The 17808-nt window shown below is 47.8% G+C and carries 16 protein-coding genes; all 16 read right to left on the reverse strand.

Annotated features, from left to right (window positions below):
* Window positions 1-6: 6 nt before the first annotated feature.
* The 16 genes from AC58VC_RS20810 to AC58VC_RS20885 all read right to left on the reverse strand — a co-directional run bounded on the left by AC58VC_RS20810 (window position 7) and on the right by AC58VC_RS20885 (window position 17563).
* Complete coding sequence (locus AC58VC_RS20810) at window positions 7-780, reverse strand: glucose 1-dehydrogenase (RefSeq protein ID WP_497370864.1); 774 nt, start codon at window positions 778-780, stop codon at window positions 7-9.
* An 88-nt stretch (window positions 781-868) separates the two neighbouring features.
* A complete protein-coding gene (locus tag AC58VC_RS20815; protein WP_497370866.1) occupies window positions 869-1129 on the reverse strand; it encodes a hypothetical protein in 261 nt (86 codons plus the stop codon).
* 124 nt (window positions 1130-1253) lie between these two features.
* A complete protein-coding gene (locus AC58VC_RS20820) occupies window positions 1254-1643 on the reverse strand; it encodes a hypothetical protein (protein WP_497370868.1) in 390 nt (129 codons plus the stop codon).
* Between the two features lie 14 nt (window positions 1644-1657).
* On the reverse strand, window positions 1658-2722 hold the full coding sequence (locus tag AC58VC_RS20825) for a rod shape-determining protein (protein WP_497370870.1): 1065 nt from the start codon (window positions 2720-2722) through the stop codon (window positions 1658-1660).
* Window positions 2723-2961: 239 nt separating this feature from the next.
* Window positions 2962-3312 (reverse strand): VOC family protein, encoded by a 351-nt coding sequence (locus AC58VC_RS20830; protein WP_497370872.1) that lies wholly within the window; start codon window positions 3310-3312, stop codon window positions 2962-2964.
* A gap of 172 nt (window positions 3313-3484) precedes the next feature.
* Window positions 3485-4339, reverse strand: a complete 855-nt coding sequence (locus AC58VC_RS20835) for a 3-hydroxybutyryl-CoA dehydrogenase (RefSeq protein WP_497370874.1) — start codon at window positions 4337-4339, stop codon at window positions 3485-3487.
* A gap of 23 nt (window positions 4340-4362) precedes the next feature.
* A complete protein-coding gene (locus AC58VC_RS20840) occupies window positions 4363-5541 on the reverse strand; it encodes an acetyl-CoA C-acetyltransferase (RefSeq protein WP_497370876.1) in 1179 nt (392 codons plus the stop codon).
* A gap of 27 nt (window positions 5542-5568) precedes the next feature.
* The gene (locus tag AC58VC_RS20845; protein ID WP_497370878.1) at window positions 5569-6303 is read right to left on the reverse strand and encodes a dihydrolipoamide acetyltransferase family protein; all 735 of its coding nucleotides are present in this window, start codon (window positions 6301-6303) and stop codon (window positions 5569-5571) included.
* A 12-nt stretch (window positions 6304-6315) separates the two neighbouring features.
* A complete protein-coding gene (locus tag AC58VC_RS20850) occupies window positions 6316-7296 on the reverse strand; it encodes an alpha-ketoacid dehydrogenase subunit beta (RefSeq protein WP_497370880.1) in 981 nt (326 codons plus the stop codon).
* Window position 7297: 1 nt separating this feature from the next.
* Window positions 7298-8308: a thiamine pyrophosphate-dependent dehydrogenase E1 component subunit alpha gene (locus AC58VC_RS20855; RefSeq protein ID WP_497370882.1), complete on the reverse strand. Its 1011-nt coding sequence runs from the start codon at window positions 8306-8308 to the stop codon at window positions 7298-7300.
* A gap of 23 nt (window positions 8309-8331) precedes the next feature.
* Complete coding sequence (icmF, locus tag AC58VC_RS20860) at window positions 8332-11568, reverse strand: fused isobutyryl-CoA mutase/GTPase IcmF (protein ID WP_497370884.1); 3237 nt, start codon at window positions 11566-11568, stop codon at window positions 8332-8334.
* 70 nt (window positions 11569-11638) lie between these two features.
* Window positions 11639-12547, reverse strand: coding sequence for a methylisocitrate lyase (prpB, locus tag AC58VC_RS20865; protein ID WP_497370886.1), 909 nt, complete (start codon window positions 12545-12547; stop codon window positions 11639-11641).
* A gap of 57 nt (window positions 12548-12604) precedes the next feature.
* Window positions 12605-14053, reverse strand: a complete 1449-nt coding sequence (locus AC58VC_RS20870; RefSeq protein ID WP_497370888.1) for a bifunctional 2-methylcitrate dehydratase/aconitate hydratase — start codon at window positions 14051-14053, stop codon at window positions 12605-12607.
* A 39-nt stretch (window positions 14054-14092) separates the two neighbouring features.
* On the reverse strand, window positions 14093-15202 hold the full coding sequence (gene mmgD / locus AC58VC_RS20875; protein ID WP_497370890.1) for a citrate synthase: 1110 nt from the start codon (window positions 15200-15202) through the stop codon (window positions 14093-14095).
* A gap of 33 nt (window positions 15203-15235) precedes the next feature.
* Entirely contained in the window at window positions 15236-16378 is a 1143-nt protein-coding gene (locus AC58VC_RS20880) for an acyl-CoA dehydrogenase (protein WP_497370892.1), read from the reverse strand.
* A gap of 213 nt (window positions 16379-16591) precedes the next feature.
* On the reverse strand, window positions 16592-17563 hold the full coding sequence (locus tag AC58VC_RS20885; protein ID WP_497370894.1) for a Gfo/Idh/MocA family protein: 972 nt from the start codon (window positions 17561-17563) through the stop codon (window positions 16592-16594).
* Window positions 17564-17808: the final 245 nt, after the last annotated feature.

Consider the following 17808-nt stretch of genomic DNA (forward strand, 5'->3'; position numbering starts at 1 on the left):
GTAGATTTACTCTTCTGCGTATACCATTTTAACCGTCATCCCGCCATCGATGGTAAGATTCTGCCCCGTAATGAACCCAGCTTTCTCATCAGCTAGGTATAGACAAGCAGCGGCAATATCTTCTGGTTTGCCTACTCTGCCAACTGGATGCTGTTTTTTATCCACTTCAGAGTGAACAATGAAATCCTTGACAGCTGGATAGTGCCAATCTCGAACCTCAATCCAACCCGGGGAAATGGCGTTGACACGAATACCATATTCTCCTAGGCTAATAGCCATCGCGTGCGTTAGTGCAGAGATGCCGCCTTTTGATGCCGAATAAGCCTCTGTGTTAGGCTCTGACATGAATGCCCGTGTAGACGAGATATTGATAATGGCGCCGCCTTGCCCCTTCTCCTTTATCACACGCGCCGCGGCTTGCGAACATATAAAAGCTCCACCTAAATTCACAGAGATGACCCGCAGGAACTGTTCGCTCGTGAGATCAAGGACATCAACATTATGCATAATCCCCGCATTATTAACTAGAACGTCAATCCCTTCTAATTCAGAGACCGTGCGTTCCATCCAATGCCTAACTTCATCTTCCTTCGAAACATCGACCCTCGTGAACACGACATGCTCTGTGTAGGAGTTCAAGAGCTTGACCGTCTCCAAACCGGCCTCTTCGTGAATATCCGCTATGGAAACATCGTATCCTTCTTGGGCAAAAGCAAGTGCAATTGCCCGTCCAATGCCATGGCCTCCGCCCGTGACTGCTGCAACTTTTCGCATATTCATCCCTGTATCCCCTTTAGTCATCATTTTAAAAAATGACCTGAAGTTCCTCAGAGGAACTCAAGTCATTACGATTTATATAGCCTACCTGTTAGTTATAAGTTATTTTCAAACCTAATTCAACAGCGCGGTTTAGTGCCGCTTCAGAGAATTTAGGCTTCTTATATTTTTGTTCAAATTCTTCTTTCTCCAGCGGCATCCATTTAAAATCCTTATTCTGATAGATCCACGTCTTCGTTCCCCAATCTACGTGGATGGTCCGATTCGTTACTTTTTTAATGACGCCAATTTCAACAATAAAACCGGTTTTGCCAAATAATTTGGCACAGTATTTGTTAAGCATTTCGCTCACGATGACACCCCATTTCTCTATACCTTCGCTCTATTCTCTTATAAAATGCTTGTTAATGCAACCATAACGGGTCCAGCATTACGCAAAAAAGGCACCAAAGTTGGTGCCAAACTTGCTTCAACCATTAAGCTAGAATTTGATTGGTTCGGAGAGTATGAAGAATTGCCGCTGCAATTTCAACCGAAGTATCCTGATCTTGATACTCTTCGCCGAATGATGAACGAAACAACTTATTGATCTCTGTGCTAAGGCTATGTGCATCTAAATCTAACAGGTGTTTCGTTATGTAAATCGTTAACGTACGTGTTTCACCCTCATATTCGTCATCGAGAGCGTTCATATCTAGAAGCCCGATAGGATCCCATGCATCCAAGAGTTGCTTGACGATCTCCATAATGGGTGTGGGATCATAAGGCAGAGCGTTCAAATAAGCATTTTCTTTGATGATCTCTCTTCTAATGCTCCACATCATATAATTCATTTTTGTTTGCTCGGATACAGCTCTAAACTTCAATGGATAAGCCTCCTTTATTGGACGCTCTCTTGATTCTCTGTCATCAACTTGTCAGACTGTGTGATCAGTTTGGCAGATCGTTCAATTATCGCCCCATTGAAGTTTAGCATTTTCCCTGTCCCTTGAGCAATACATGCCATCGGATGTTCCGCAAGAAACACGGGCACGCCTAGTTCTTGCTGAAGGCGCTTGTCCAACCCTTCGAGCAATGCGCCGCCTCCGCAAAGCAATATGCCCTGCTCCATAACATCGCCAGCTAGCTCAGGAGGACATTTCTCCATTGCAAGTCGAATGCATTCCACAAGTGCAATCATAAAATCATCGAAAATTTCATAAATCTCCGATGAAGTGATCGTTATGCTTCGCGGCAATCCTTCCATCAAGTCGCGACCTCGAATGTCCATCGTGATTTCCTTAGCAGGTTTCACGACAGTTGCGACATTTTTCTTGATGTCCTCTGCTGTGCGCTCACCAATAACCATATTGTAAGCACGTTTCACATATTCAATAATATCCTGGTCGATGGACATGCCTCCACGACGAATCGCTTCACTTACGACAATGCCGCCAAGCGAGATAATCGCAACTTGGCTCGTTCCTCCTCCAATGTCAAGAACCATGCTGCCAATGGGTTCTTCGACAGGAAGACCTGCTCCCAATGCAGCTGCTAATGGTTCTTCCACCGTTGTTGACCGCCTCGCTCCTTTATGAACGATCATCTCTTCAACGGCCCGCTTCTGCACATTGGTAATACCGCACGGAACTGAAATCAATACGTGAAAGCTCCGGAACCAATTGTAGCCTTTTCTAATTTTGCCAATAAAATATTTAAGCATCGCTAAGGTCATATCAAAATTAGCTATAACGCCATCTTTTAACGGATAAATGACCTCCACATTCGCAGGTGTTCTCCCAATCATATCATAGGCTTCTTGGCCGATAGCTTTGATTTCCCCTGTATCTGTTTGAATGGCGACTACGGACGGCTCTTGCAGAACAATACCCTTTTTTTGCTGATATATTAGCGTATTACAGGTGCCCAAATCTACACCAAACAGTTCTTCCAATCTCTTTAACATGACTCGCTCCTTCTCGCTGTTTATTAGACGATGCCCCTAGTAGCGTGTGTATTTAAAATGATTATGACTAACTGCATCTGTATACTTGTTCGCATTACCAGACCATTCTACGGGGGTATGCCACGAAAGACCAATCATTTCCAAACTTAAAATTCAGTTTAATCAATTCAAAATTTAGATCAATTCATTAAGAAAACACCCTATTCAGAGATGTATCTTTTACTTAAATCTAACCCACTCTACTTATTCTGAATCAATCCGATACCATTACCTACGGGATCAACTAAATAAGCAAGATAGAAGGTATCGAATTCCATCTTCCCTCTGACAACTTGAGCTCCCATTTCGACGGAATTATGTATAACCTCATCTATGTTATCTACTTGAATTTGAATCCTAATGCCATGAGGATAGTCGCTTGGTCCTTTAGAAATACCGCCATCAATGCCAGGCTTGTCCTCATTTCCTGTTGTCACCGGTAAGTAGCCCCAATTAGATGCCCCGATCTTCCAACCAAAAACAGTAGAATAAAAACTCGCCGCACGTTCAGGATCTTGACTATTCATTTCAAATAAGACAACTCGTCCCATTTCATTCGCCTCCCCAAATTGGAATTTATAACCATATGTTACCAAACATTTGTTCCCCTGTAAACACAAACTTAAGATAAGGAAACTACATGGTCGCAGCGCTCATTTTCAGAGTAAATAACGTCCTGTAGTCCCCTCCTAGCTTTGTTCGAAGCATCCTTCTGAGCGCCATTCATTCTTGATAGGTGTAAAATCCCTGCCCTGATTTACGCCCTAATCGACCCGCTTTCACATATTTACGCAGCAGCGGACATGGTCGATACTTCGAATCTTTAAAACCATCATATAGAATTTCCATGATCGAGAGACACGTATCCAGTCCAATGAAATCCGCTAGTTCCAGTGGTCCCATCGGATGATTCATCCCGAGCTTCATCACTTTATCCACGGATTCAATAGAAGCTACGCCTTCATAAACGGTGAAAATGGCTTCGTTAATCATCGGCATCAGAATGCGATTAGAGACAAAACCTGGGAAATCATTCACTTCAACCGGTGTTTTTCCCATACGCCGACTCAGCTCATAAACAACCTCGAACACTTCCTGTGACGTCTCCAATCCTCGGATCACTTCAACCAAAGGCATGACCGGCACTGGATTCATAAAATGCATCCCGATAACTTTCTCAGGCCGACCCGTAACAGCTGCAATTTCCGAAATAGGAAGTGATGACGTATTCGTCGCCAAAATCGTATGAGGCGGGCAAAGGCCATCCAGCCTATGGAACAGCAAGACCTTCAGCGCCATATTCTCTGATATTGCTTCAATGACCAGATCTGCTTGCTCCGCAAGCTCTACAAACTCAGTTGGTTGTATGCGGCTAACGATCTCAGACATCCCTTCTGGTGTCAGTTTACCTTTTTCAACACTGCGGTTTAGCTGTTTGTTAATTGCCAGCAGGCCCCTGTTCAGAAATTCCAGGGATGAGTCGTGCAGCAGCACCTGGAAGCCTGAAGCAGCAGCCACCTGTGCGATCCCGCTCCCCATTTGTCCAGCGCCAATGACCATGATAGTCTGTATGTTCATAGTCCCGCTCCCCTCAATCCTATTCATCCATCCACGCGAATGAGAATGGCATCGCCTTGCGCAGCTCCACTGCAAATTGCGGCTATTCCGTAGCCGCCGCCGCTTCTTCGCAGCTCATGGATTAGTGTGAGCAGAATCCGTGCACCGCTTGCGCCAATGGGATGACCGAGCGCAATAGCCCCCCCGATAACGTTAACAAGCTTCGGATTCCAACCAAGCAATTGTTCGCTGGTCAACAAAACAGCAGCGAAGGCTTCATTCACTTCAAACCGGTCGATTTGATCCAGCTTCATGCCTGTTTGCTTTAAAAGCTTTTGAATCGCCAGAGCAGGCGTTATCGCAATGTACGGCGCTCTTTCCCCAACGCTCGCATGACCGACAATCGTTGCAAGCGTGCTAATACCTTGGGCCAACGCTTGATCCTTCGACATGACGACCATCGCTGCTGCCCCATCGTTGACGCTAGGTGCATTTCCTGCTGTAATCGTCCCGCCTTTCACCAGTGCTGGCAATGCGGCAAGCTTCTCCATACTCGTATCTTCTCGCGGACCTTCGTCATGATCAATCAGCTTCGTTCCATGCTTCGCTTGCACAACAATAGGTACGATTTCTTCCGAAAAGTAACCTTTCTTCCTCGCCTCAATCGCCAAAACATGACTACGAAAGGCCCACTTATCCTGCTCTTCACGGCTTAAGCCGAACTCTCCGGCTACGTCGCTGCCATGAACGAACATTTGGACTTGTTCAAATGGACATAACAATCCATCGTGAACCATCAAGTCAATGGTCGTCTGATTCCCCATACGCGCGCCCCAACGGGTGCTCGGCAGCAAGTAAGGTGCGCTGCTCATGCTCTCCATTCCCCCGGCAGCCATGCATGCTGCATCGCCAGAACGGATCATTTGATCAGCAAGGGTCACGCTCCGCAGACCCGATGCACATACTTTATTGATCGTTTCTGCCGTAACGCTCCAGTCCAGACCCGCCAAGCGCGCTGCCTGACGCGCGGGATTCTGCCCTGCTCCTCCTTGCAGAACCATCCCCATGATGACGGCCTCAATCGCAGACGGTTCTAGTGAGGAACGCTGAACAGCCTCCCGAATGGCAGTGCCGCCAAGCTCGACTGCAGGGACATCCTTTAAACCGCCGCCAAATTTCCCAAACGGTGTGCGAGCACCTCCAACAATGACACTTTCCCTCATACGTTAATCCTCCTAAGGTGAGTAGCCTCAGTAGATCGTAGTTTCCTCATCATATTTTTCTAAATAATACTTGACTCTCTGTAAAAAACGACCGCAAATCATGCCATCGAGCAGGCGATGATCAAACGAAAGGCAGATAGAGACTATGGATCTAATCGCAATCATTTCTTGGATCACAACGGGCTTTCGCACTATTTTCTCAAAGGTGAGAATAGCCGCTTGCGGGTGTTGAATAATGGGATAAGAAAGCATGGAGCCAAAGGCTCCCGTATTATTAAAAGTAAACGTACCGCCTTGCATATCCGTCACCCGTAATGAGCTAGCCTTAGCTCGGTTAACCAGATCATACAGCTCAAAAGCCAAGCCAGCTATGGACTTACGGTCTGCATGGTGAATGACAGGTGCAATCACCGCGTCCTCGGAGCCAATTGCGATGGAGATATTTATATTCCTTTTGACGGCAATGCCTTCGGGCGTCCATGATGCATTCATCAGAGGGAATTCTTTTAAAGCATTCACAATCCCTTTTAATACAAAAGGGGAGATTGTAAGCGGCAATCCTTCTGTCAATAAGAAGGAATCCTTCAGCTTTTGCCTTAGCGCGACAAGATGACTAACGTCCACCTCGATCATCAGCCAAGCATGCGGAATTTCAGTGACACTTTGCTGCATACGGGATGCAATCGCCTGTCGCATTGGAGTTACAGCTAGCATTTGATCGCCTGGGAGCCCATCTGCACCTAACTTCTCGTTATGCGCCATGTCCACCCTCCTCTACAATTCCGCTAGTTGGCGCATCGCATCCTTTACAATATCCACATTTGGCAGGTAGAATTTCTCCAGTGTAGGAGCCATCCCGACAGGTGGAACGTCCGGTGGACAGCAGCGCATGATGGGAGCATCCAATTCGTACAACAGATGTTCAGCCAACATAGCTGATATCTCAGCACCAATGCCGCCTGTCTTGTTATCCTCATGGACAATTAGAATTTTCCCTGTTTTCGCTGCTGCCTCAAAAATAGCCGGTTGATCGAGAGGATGAAGCGTTCGCAGATCTAGCAGCTCTGTACTGACTCCTTCTAAATCCAGTTCAGCCGCTGCTTTCATGGCATGATGCACAGATAGACCGTATGCAATGACCGTGATATCCGTACCTTGGCGACGGGTCACCGCTTTACCGATCGGCACGATATAATCATCCGCAGGAACCTCATCCGATACGGAGAGATAACATTTTTTATGTTCAAAAAAGAGAACTGGATCCTCGTCCCTGATCGCTGCTTTCAATAATCCCTTGGCATCATAGGCTGTTGACGGTGCAACGATTTTGAGACCTGGCGTACCAAAAAACACCGATTCAGGACACTGTGAATGATACAAGCCACCTCCGCCTGTGGCGCCATAAGGAGCGCGAATCACGATCGGACAATGCCAGTCATTATTGGAGCGATAACGGATTTTGGCGGCTTCACTGATGATTTGGTTTACTGCCGGGAATATGAAATCAGCAAATTGGATTTCTGCAATCGGCCTCATCCCGACCATCGCTGCCCCGATTGCGACACCCACGATGGCAGATTCAGAAAGCGGCGTATCGAGCACCCTCAGTTCCCCGAACTTATCACGCATGCCTTTCGTAGCGTTCAGGACGCCCCCTTTGCCGATATCTTCGCCTAGTACAAAAACGCAGTCATCCCGCTCCATTTCCTCCGCCATCGCTGAACGAATAGCCTCCAAGTAGGTTATGATTGGCATTTCAAACATCACCCCCATCTTCCGCATACACATGCCGCAGCACGTCCTCCGGTGCCGGATATGGCGATTTTTCAGCGTATTTAGTGGCTTCATTCACTTCTTTGGCAATATTCTCTTGTAATGCGCGGTCCAGCTCCTCACTAAGCACGTCACTCTCTAACAAATAACGCCGAAACCGCTGGACGCCATCCTGTTCCTTGTGGTACTCAACTTCCTCCTTCGTCCTATAAAGCATATCGTCATCTGCTGTGGAATGAGGCGGAATTCTATACATCATCGCTTCAATCAATGTGGGGCCATAGCCACGAACAGCACGTTCCCTCGCTTCTTTGACCGCACGATACACTTCCAGCGCATCATTACCGTCCACACGCTGGCCTGGAAAACCATACCCTGCGGCACGATCAACAACACGACCTGCGACCTGCCGATGAGCAGGAATAGAAATCGCGTATTGATTGTTTTCACATAGGAAAATGACAGGCAGCTTGAATACACCCGCGAAATTGAAAGCTTCATGCACATCTCCCTGATTACTCGAGCCTTCACCAAAAGACACGAATGCAATATGCTCTTCCTTCCTCATCAAGGCCGTGAGCGCAATCCCAACCGCATGAAGAACCTGTGTAGCCACGGGGCTTGAGCCCGATACGATATGGAGCTTCTTATAACCGAAATGTCCCGGCATTTGCCTGCCGCCGTTAATGTCCTCCGCTTTAAACAGCGCAGCCAGCAGCAGCTCCTGGACCGTCATGCCGATCGTTAGCACAAAGGCATAATCTCTGTAATACGGAAGAAAATAGTCCTGCTGTTTATCCAAAGCAAACGCCGCCGCCACCTGTGCTGCTTCTTGACCGATGCTGGAAATGTGAAAAGCTGTTTTACCAGACCTTTGCAGCAGTGTAGCACGTTCATCAAATTTTCTCGCTTTCAGCATGTAAGAATACATCTTCAGCACGTCATCGTCCGTTAAACCCAGCTGTTGATGTTTGAGAATGTGCTGAGAAGACATTGCCATTCCTCCTCTTCTGCTCTCTACATGTTTCTGCGATATTGGCCTCCGACCTGATACAGTGCACGCGTAATTTGCCCGAGACTCGCAACCTTGACAGTATCCATCAATTCCGCGAAGATATTACCGCCGGAGAGCGCTACTTCTTGAAGCTTGTGCAGTGCTACTGGAGCTGCCTGTTGATTCCGTCCTATAAACTCCCGAAGATTGGAAATCTGTTGATCTTTCTCGTCTGTTGAAGCCCGAGCTAGCGGAATATCCATGTCCCCTTCAAGTGGATTTGGATTCAGAAACGTATTGACGCCAATGATCGGTAAGTCACCCTGATGTTTTTTCATTTCATAGAGCATAGATTCATTCTGAATTTTACCCCTCTGATACTGAGACTCCATTGCGCCAAGCACACCGCCACGATCACTAATGCGTTCTAGCTCTTGCAGAACAGCTTCCTCAACCAGATCTGTCAACTCCTCGATAATGAATGAACCCTGAAGCATGTTTTCGTTTTTGATAAAACCAAGCTCTTTCGTAATGATCAACTGAATCGCCATCGCTCGGCGAACAGACTCTTCCGTAGGTGTCGTTACAGCCTCGTCATAGGAATTCGTATGCAGTGAATTACAGTTATCCAGCAGTGCCATCAATGCCTGAAGGGTCGTTCGAATGTCATTAAAATCCATTTCCTGCGCATGCAAAGAACGTCCTGAGGTTTGAATGTGATATTTCAGCTTCTGACTGCGATCGTTCCCGCCATACTTAACTTTCATAGCCATAGCCCATATGCGGCGCGCTACTCGCCCGATGACGGTATATTCCGGGTCTAACCCATTGCTGAAAAAGAAAGAAAGATTTGGCGCAAAGTCATCAATTGACATACCACGGGACAAATAATATTCGACATAAGTAAACCCATTGGCCAGTGTAAAAGCGAGCTGTGAAATTGGGTTCGCCCCAGCCTCCGCAATGTGATAGCCCGAGATGGAAACCGAATAATAATTCCGCACTTCCTGATCGATAAAATACTGCTGAATGTCGCCCATCATCCGCAGCGCGAATTCTGTGGAAAATATACAGGTGTTCTGTCCCTGATCCTCCTTCAAAATATCCGCTTGCACCGTTCCCCTGACGGATTTCAGCGTTGTTCTGCGAATTTCGGCTGCCTCATCCTTTGTTGGCTCTCTTCCGCAGTTCTGCGCGAAACGTTCGATCTGATCCATCATCGCCGTATTCATATACATCGCCAAAATGATCGGCGCAGGCCCATTAATCGTCATGGAGACTGAAGTCATTGGATCACATAGATCGAAGCCGGCATACAACTTTTTCATATCATCTAACGTGCAGATACTGACGCCGCTTTCGCCAATTTTGCCATAAATATCTTGGCGTTCATCAGGGTCCTCCCCGTACAGCGTGACAGAGTCAAAGGCTGTGCTGAGACGTTTGGCTTGATCATTTTTGGATAAATAATGGAATCTCAAATTCGTTCGTTCTGGCGTGCCCTCTCCTGCGAACTGACGTTTGGGGTCCTCTGCTGTACGTTTAAATGGAAACACACCAGCGGTATACGGAAATTCTCCAGGCACATTCTCTCGGTACAGCCATCGAATAATATCGCCTGTATCTCGGTATTTAGGTAAGCTGATCTTCGGGATATCTAGTCCTGATAAGCTTGCCGTAGTGAGTTCCGTCACCATTTCCTTATCCCGAACACGGGTAATGAACGTCTTGCCGCTGTATTGCTTCTGACGCTCGGGCCACTGCGCCAGCATACGGAGTGTATCTTTATGCATTTGATTCTCTAAGTTCAGCTTGATAGCTTGCAGCATAGCTAAGCTTTCATCTGGAGCTTGGACTTGCCTTGTGGCAGCAATTGCTCCATCCAGCCTATAACAAGAACTCGCCATCTCCGCTTCCTTTTCGGCAAAAGTATGGTAGGACCGGATGCTCTGCGCGATTTCACCCAAATATCGCGTTCGATCCACCGGAATAATGATATGCGTTTTCGTTTGAGCCTTTGGCGCGAAGCCATCTATTAGCCATTGCAATGAGCACTTGCGGTTCAGCGTATGGATAAGTGCCCTAAATAACGTATCCACGCCAATATCGTTAAACTGACTGGCCATCGTGCCATAGACAGGCATCGATTCATAGGGCTCAGAGAATCTGCTGTGATTTCGCTGGACCTGCTTCTTCACATCCCGAAGAGCATCCTCTGACCCTCGCCGGTCGAATTTATTAATCGCCACCAAGTCTGCATAATCAAGCATATCGATCTTCTCCAATTGCGAAGGCGCGCCGAATTCGCTAGTCATCACATAGAGGGAAACATCCGCGAGTTTTGTGATCTGGTGATCCCCTTGACCAATTCCGCTCGTTTCGATGAGGATTAGATCAAAGCCCGCTTCTTTCAGAACAGCAATAGCTGGGCTAATCGCAGCGGATAACTCATTACCCGACCCGCGTGTAGCCATACTGCGCATATACACGCGCTCGGAATGGACAGCATTCATGCGTATCCGGTCCCCAAGCAAAGCTCCCCCGCTTCGCTGTTTGGTTGGGTCCACCGATAGAATCGCTATCGTTTTATCGGGATATTGCCGCAGGAAACGCTGGACGATTTCATCCGTTAAGGAGCTTTTACCTGCTCCTCCTGTGCCAGTGATCCCAACAATTGGGCACGCTGGCACCTGTGTCTGCAAGTTGATCAGCTCTTCCGGCGGGCTGTCCGCAGCGTTCTCACATGCAAGTTCTGCCGCTGTAATACGCTGCGCCAGTGACCTAAGATCCTTCCTTTCCTTGGTACCGCTACCTCCCTCCAAATCCGCAGCAACGGTACAGAAATCGCATTCTATCATCATGTAAGAAATCATTCCTTGAAGCCCTAGCTCCCTGCCATCGTCAGGCGTGAAAAGGCGTGTAACGCCATATTCATGCAGCCGTTTGATCTCCGAAGGCAGGATGACGCCGCCCCCTCCACCGAAAACTTTGATACGGGAGGCCCCTTTTTCACGCAGCAAATCGATCATATAGGTAAAAAATTCGACATGTCCGCCTTGATAAGAGGAAACGGCAATGCCTTGTACGTCCTCCTGAATCGCTGCCTGCACAATCTCTTGAACTGACCGGTTATGACCCAGATGAATAACTTCTGCTCCGCTAGCTTGCAGAATTCGCCGCATAATCGTTATGGATACATCATGACCGTCGAACAAAGCGGAAGCAGTGACGAATCGCACTTTATGATTGCCTGATGACACCGCTGAACCTCCTCTCCCCCTGATGACGGATGTGCACAAAAACCCCACCGACATTAGGTATCAGTGAGGCCTAGCCCTTTTCGGGCAAAACGGTTTTGGCAATTTTCCCATCCAGTGCTTCATATTCGAAATAACGAATCGTTTCGTACAGTTCACTGCGTGTTTGCATTTGGCTTAGTGATTGCTTCTGTGTGCCAGTCATCTGAATCTCCTCAAACACCTGCTCGATCGCCTTGGCCGCTACACGCAGGGAAGTGACCGGATAAATAACCATGCGAAATCCCCAGCTTTCGAACTGCTGCGCCGTAAAATAGGGCGTTCTTCCGAACTCCGTCATATTCGCCAGCAATGGACAGTTTAACTCTTGGCTGAATCTAAGAAATTCCTCTTCCTTCTCAAGCGCTTCTGGGAAAATAGCATCTGCGCCCGCAGCCACATATTGCTTCGCCCTCTCGATGGCTGCCTCCAATCCTTCCACACTTTTCGCATCCGTGCGGGCAATCAGGTATAACGAAGGGGAAACGGCCTTGATCGTTTGGATTTTTTGCATCATCTCCTCAGCGGAAATCAGCTTTTTCCCGTTCAAATGCCCGCATTTCTTCGGCATTTCTTGATCTTCCATTTGAACGGCTGCGACTTTGGCTTCCACCATCTCTTTCGCCGTTCGTGCGGCATTCAGAACACCTCCGAAGCCAGTGTCGATATCAACCAGCAGCGGAAGACCTGCCGCGCGAACCAGCTCACGGGCGCGCTCTGCCACTTCGTTTGAGTAAATGAGACCCAAATCCGGCAGCCCTCTGCTAGCTGTATACGCGGCGCCAGAAAGATAAATAGCTTCAAACTGGGCTTGCTTGGCAAGAAGAGCTGCCATCCCATCGTGTGCGCCGGGAATTTTGACAATAGGACCCGCTTCAACGAGTTGACGAAAGCGGGCAGCTAACTGCCCTTGATCAGGTTCTTCTTCAATGAGCCATGCCATAGGAACCTCCTGCATGATCATGTTTCATCTTTTATCTTTCATCTTTCATACCAGTGGTCAAATAACAAATAGCGAAACGAACTCCTGACATGGTGTCTGAATGAAACGCTCATAATCGAGAGCAAGGGTCAATATGTCGGACGATTTTTTCTTAGGGAAGCGGGTTAGAAGGTTACTTTCAAATTTCTCTATCACCTTAGGCAACCCTTCTGTACGCCGCCTGCGATGACCGATCGGGTATTCACAGACAATCTTCTCCGTAGAGGTGCCATCCTGAAAATGAATTTGGACAGCATTCGCAATCGAGCGTTTGTCCGGGTCCAGATAATCCTTGCTGTACTGTTCCTCTTCGGTAACGATCATCTTCGCCCTGAGCGCATCAATCCGCGGGTCTTTCGCGATGTTTTCTTCATAATGCTCAGCTGTCAGTGTGCCATATAGCAGTCCGATAGCAACCATGTACTGCAAACAATGATCCCGATCCGCCGGATTAGACAAAGGTCCTTTTTTATCGATGATCCGGATGGCGGATTGATGGGTTGTAAGCGTGATAGACTTGATTTCATCTATACGTTCACTTATCAAAGGATGCAGCTCAAGCGCGCATTCCACAGCCGTCTGTGCGTGAAATTCGGCAGGAAATGAGATTTTGAATAAAATATGTTCCATCACATAAGAACCGAGCGCTTGCCCTAAAGTTAACTCCTTGCCTCGGAATAACACATCTTGGAAGCCCCACGTTGTGGCCGAAAGTGCGGTAGCATATCCCATTTCGCCACCCACAGCCATTAAGGCTAGACGCACGGCGCGACTTGTCGCATCCCCGGCAGCCCAGGACTTGCGCGAGCCTGTATTAGGTGCATGCCTGTAAGTTCTTAAGCTGGCTCCATCTATCCAAGCATTCGAGAGAGCACTGCACACCTCCGCTTTGGTTCCACCAAGCATGGCTGTGGCCACGGCAGTTGACGCTATTTTAACAAGATGAACATGGTCTAACCCTACACGATTTAAGCTATTTTCTAGCGCCAGTACGCCTTGAATCTCATGCGCCTTAATGGACATTGTGAGGATATCTTTCACATAAAGCGGCATTTTGCCCTCTGCCACTCTGCTGCGGCTAATATAGTCGGCAAGCGCCACAATACAGCCTAAATTGTCGGAAGGATGCCCCCATTCTGCAGCCAACCATGTATCGTTATAGTCGAGCCAACGGATCATACATCCGATATTGAATGCGGCATGTACGGGGTCGAGTTCATACCGGGTACCAGGTACTCGGGCGCCTCCCGGCAAACTCGCTCCTGGCACAATCGGGCCCAAGTGTTTCGTACATTCAGGAAAACGCAGCGCAAGTAAGCCGGTTCCAAGGGAATCCAATAAGACATGCTGCGCAATGTGATACGCTTCTTCACTTTCAATATGCGCGTTTAACGTGTAATCAGCTATTTCTTCAATTAAGGGGTCAAAAGTCATCTCCTTATCGGCTATGTTCTCGAATCCACTCATTCACAATGTCGTCCTTTCTGGTAAATTAATTTCCAGCGTTCAAGGATGCAAGTTGCGAGGTCCTGTGTACTGTACACGAGGCCGGAAAAGCCGATTGTTCGCGTGCTGCTCCATCACATGGCTGCTAACGCCAATCGTACGGGCTGCGAGAAATACCGGTGTGAACAATTCAATCGGAATGCCGAGCAAATAATAGACGGGGGCTGCATAATAGTCCAAGTTCGGGTGCAGATTTTTCTCACGCTTCATGACTTCCTCACCAACCACACACATCGTGTACAGCTCAGGTTGATTCTTCTCTAAGGCAAGCGCTGCTAGCGCATCTTTCAGCAGCAGTGCGCGTGGATCGGCTTTTTTCATATAAACCCGATGGCCGAAACCCATAATACGTTCCTTCCGAGCTAATTTGCTTAACATGAGTGTTTCCAGGTTGCCTTCCGAGCCTGCCGCAAGCAGCATCTCCATAACAGCTTCGTTGGCGCCTCCATGCAGCGTTCCCTTCAACGAAGCAACTGCTCCAGTAAGCGCGCCATACAGATCGGACTGCGTCGAAGCAATCACCCTTGCCGCGAATGTCGAATTCGGCATTTCATGCTCACTGTAAACGATGAGGGATTGGTCAAAAATATCCTCTTCCATCTTCGTAGGTACCTTACCCGTAATCATGTATAGAAAATTAGCTGAATAGGATAAGTCTTCACGCGGCTCTACGAACGTTTGTTTGGTCTTGGCTTGATACCCATTTGCTACAATTTGCGGTACCTTTGCCAGCAACCTGATCGCTTTTCGTGTATTTGCCTCCCTAGAACGATCTTCAAGCTCGTTATCGTAGCTAGCCAAAGCTGAAATCCCCGTTCTGAGCACATCCATTAGATTGGATTGCTCTGGCAGCAAGCGAAGGATAGAACAAATGTTCGATGGCAGTCCATATTCACTTTTAATTCTCGCTTCAAACGACACTCGTTCATCTTCATCAGGTAGTACTCCTTCAAGCAACAGCGCTGCAACATCCAAATAGGTAACATGCTGCGCAAGCTCAATGAGATCATACCCGCGAACAACAATTTCTTCATTCTCAACATCCAGAAAGGAAATCCCCGTCTCACTTGCAATGACATTCTCCAGTCCAGGGTGATAGCTGTTACTCATCTCATCGCTCCCTTTCCTCTCTTCCTGCCGCGTCTAGTCGGCAAGCAGCATGCGGGAAATCACAATTCGCTGAATTTCATTCGTCCCTTCATAGATTTGTGTGACCTTCGCGTCGCGCATATAGCGCTCTACCGGATAATCTTTCGTGTACCCATATCCTCCGAAAATTTGCACAGCTTCAATACTGACAGCTACAGCCGTATCACTGGCAAAAAGCTTCGCTATGGCAGCCTCCTTCCCATACGGCAAGCCTTTGCTTTCCTTCCACGCTGCTTGATATGTCAGCAGTCTTGCCGCTTCAATCTTGGTCGCCATATCAGCAAGTTTAAAAGCAATTGCCTGCTGCGCACCGATCGGCTTGCCGAACTGCTTGCGCTGCTTCGCATAGGCAATGGAAGCCTCCATCGCCGCCTGCGCGATTCCAAGCGCTTGCGCGGCTATGCCGATTCGCCCGCCGTCCAGACTTCGCATGGCAATCCGGAAGCCCTCGCCCTCCTCGCCTAGCAAATGACCCGCAGGTACGCGGCAATTCTCAAATCGCAGCTCGAGTGTTGGCGAAGAGCGAATGCCCAGTTTTTTCTCCTTGTGGCCGAAAATAAAACCCTCGGACCCTTTCTCCACGAGGAATGCGCTGCACCCGCGCTTCTTGTTCAGTTGATCCGTCATGGCAAAAACGATATAAAGGTCCGCTTCACCACCATTTGTGACAAAAAGTTTGGAACCATTGATCACATAGTGGTCTCCGTCCCTGATAGCCGTTGTTTTCATTGCTCCCGCATCAGAGCCGGAGCCGCTTTCTGTCAAGCTGTATGCACCTAGCTTCTTCCCTTGGGCCAACGGCCGCAAGAATGTTATTTTCTGCGCTTCCGTCCCGTACTTGGAGATCGCCCAAGAAACTAGGGAGGTATGCACAGAAAGCATCACGCCAGTAGAAGCGCATGCCTTCGAGAGTTCCTCGACGACAATGGCATACGTCAAGAAGTCGGAACCGATCCCCCCATACGCTTCAGGCCACGGAATGCCCGTCAGGCCAAGCTCTCCCATTTTATCGAACAAGGTACGATCGAATCGTTCTTCTTCATCCCTTTGAGCAGCCGTAGGTTCAATTTCGTTTTTGGCAAAATCCCGCACCATAGCACGAATCATATTCTGTTCATCCGTTAAGGACAGTTCCATATGACCGCCTCCTTCGACATGATAGCTACTCCTGCATGTTTGGCCGAGGATAAGATCGGTGATTTGCTTCTTCTTTGGACAAGTTGTAACCACTTCCAACAACATGTTTTATATATACACGTCACGCTGAAGGCTTATACCTGACAGGCTATGAAATTACGCATACATGAAAAAAACACCGCCACTTCGCGATGTTTGTTCTCATTCTTATTATTATCGTAATTTAACGGGCATCCCGCTTATAGAAGACTCTAATGCTGCTAAGGTAATGCGCAGCGTAACAGCCGCGTCGGCGTAATCTGTCAAAATTCGTGACCGATCCCCCGTTTTGATCGCATGCAAGAAGGCATCCGTCTCGATTTCGTATGGATTGAGGAGGTTCTTATACTCCGTTGTTTGTGTACCTTCATGATTCTTTAAGTACCGACTTTGTTGAATTTCCAAAACGCCTTTATCTGTAAACAGTTCTAAGCCCGACCGGTGACCGAAAGGCAGCATACACGTATTCGTGATGGACGCAACTGCTCCACCTGCGAGCTTTAGAGTCACAGCTCCGACATCAGCTACTTCAACGCCGTCATGCTTCGTGTGCATATGGCGCTGCGCATAAACCGCATATACTTCCTCCACCTCGCCAACCAAATAGCGAACCAAATCCACAATGTGTGTCGTTTGTTCGATAAATTGACCGCCAGAGCCATTTTGCTTACGCCACCATGGAACGCCTGGCATATCTCCTAGCCAGCTGCCAACTGCCATACCGACTTTGCGGGTTTCCAGCAGTTCTTTGGCCTTTTGTACAGTGTCCGTATAACGGATATGATAGCCAACAGAGGTGATAATATTCTTGTTTGTCACCTGAGATTGGATGCGATTCACAGTTTCCATGTCCAACCCAATCGGTTTTTCAATCAGGAATGGGATATTTCGTGCTACAATTGCATCTTCAATCATACCATGCGCCATAGGTGGTACACTTATGTATACTGCGTCTGGTTTAACCGTATCCAGCATTTGCTCGATATCGTCAAAAGCTTGCGCGCCAGCAAATTTCTGCGCGAGCTTCTCTGCCTTGGGTAGCGAAGTACCCAGAAAAGCAACAACTTGCGCATCCTCCCTAGCAGCTATCAAGCTTGCATGCTTATCGGCAAACCATCCCGTTCCGGCAATTGCAATTTTCAACATGTTGACATACTCCTCCTAGTAGTTCAATTTAGCATAGTTTCCCATAAGACAAGTATATACGTAGATGACAATCTTTTCTCTATTAATTTTTTTTGATACAATTTGTAGGATACGGTTAGTAATTGTAGTGATTTGGGTATATGATAATGAAGTCTCTCTCGATTATGGAAAGATCTTTCAAGGCCATTTGGCCAAAAGTATGGTTTAATGGATGTATCATGTTTTGAAAATTCCCTGAAAGGTAA

The sequence above is a fragment of the Paenibacillus sp. J22R67 genome (assembly GCF_059692175.1).

Excerpts from the sequence above, each read along its gene's own strand:
- AC58VC_RS20810 (WP_497370864.1), bottom strand. The coding sequence starts at position 780 with ATGAATATGCGAAAAGTTGCAGCAGTCACGGGCGGAGGCCATGGCATT.
- AC58VC_RS20825 (WP_497370870.1), bottom strand. The coding sequence starts at position 2,722 with ATGTTAAAGAGATTGGAAGAACTGTTTGGTGTAGATTTGGGCACCTGT.
- AC58VC_RS20830 (WP_497370872.1), bottom strand. The coding sequence starts at position 3,312 with ATGGGACGAGTTGTCTTATTTGAAATGAATAGTCAAGATCCTGAACGT.
- AC58VC_RS20835 (WP_497370874.1), bottom strand. The coding sequence starts at position 4,339 with ATGAACATACAGACTATCATGGTCATTGGCGCTGGACAAATGGGGAGC.
- AC58VC_RS20840 (WP_497370876.1), bottom strand. The coding sequence starts at position 5,541 with ATGAGGGAAAGTGTCATTGTTGGAGGTGCTCGCACACCGTTTGGGAAA.
- AC58VC_RS20845 (WP_497370878.1), bottom strand. The coding sequence starts at position 6,303 with ATGGCGCATAACGAGAAGTTAGGTGCAGATGGGCTCCCAGGCGATCAA.
- AC58VC_RS20850 (WP_497370880.1), bottom strand. The coding sequence starts at position 7,296 with ATGCCAATCATAACCTACTTGGAGGCTATTCGTTCAGCGATGGCGGAG.
- AC58VC_RS20855 (WP_497370882.1), bottom strand. The coding sequence starts at position 8,308 with ATGTCTTCTCAGCACATTCTCAAACATCAACAGCTGGGTTTAACGGAC.
- prpB (WP_497370886.1), bottom strand. The coding sequence starts at position 12,547 with ATGGCATGGCTCATTGAAGAAGAACCTGATCAAGGGCAGTTAGCTGCC.
- AC58VC_RS20870 (WP_497370888.1), bottom strand. The coding sequence starts at position 14,053 with ATGAGTGGATTCGAGAACATAGCCGATAAGGAGATGACTTTTGACCCC.
- mmgD (WP_497370890.1), bottom strand. The coding sequence starts at position 15,202 with ATGAGTAACAGCTATCACCCTGGACTGGAGAATGTCATTGCAAGTGAG.
- AC58VC_RS20880 (WP_497370892.1), bottom strand. The coding sequence starts at position 16,378 with ATGGAACTGTCCTTAACGGATGAACAGAATATGATTCGTGCTATGGTG.
- AC58VC_RS20885 (WP_497370894.1), bottom strand. The coding sequence starts at position 17,563 with ATGTTGAAAATTGCAATTGCCGGAACGGGATGGTTTGCCGATAAGCAT.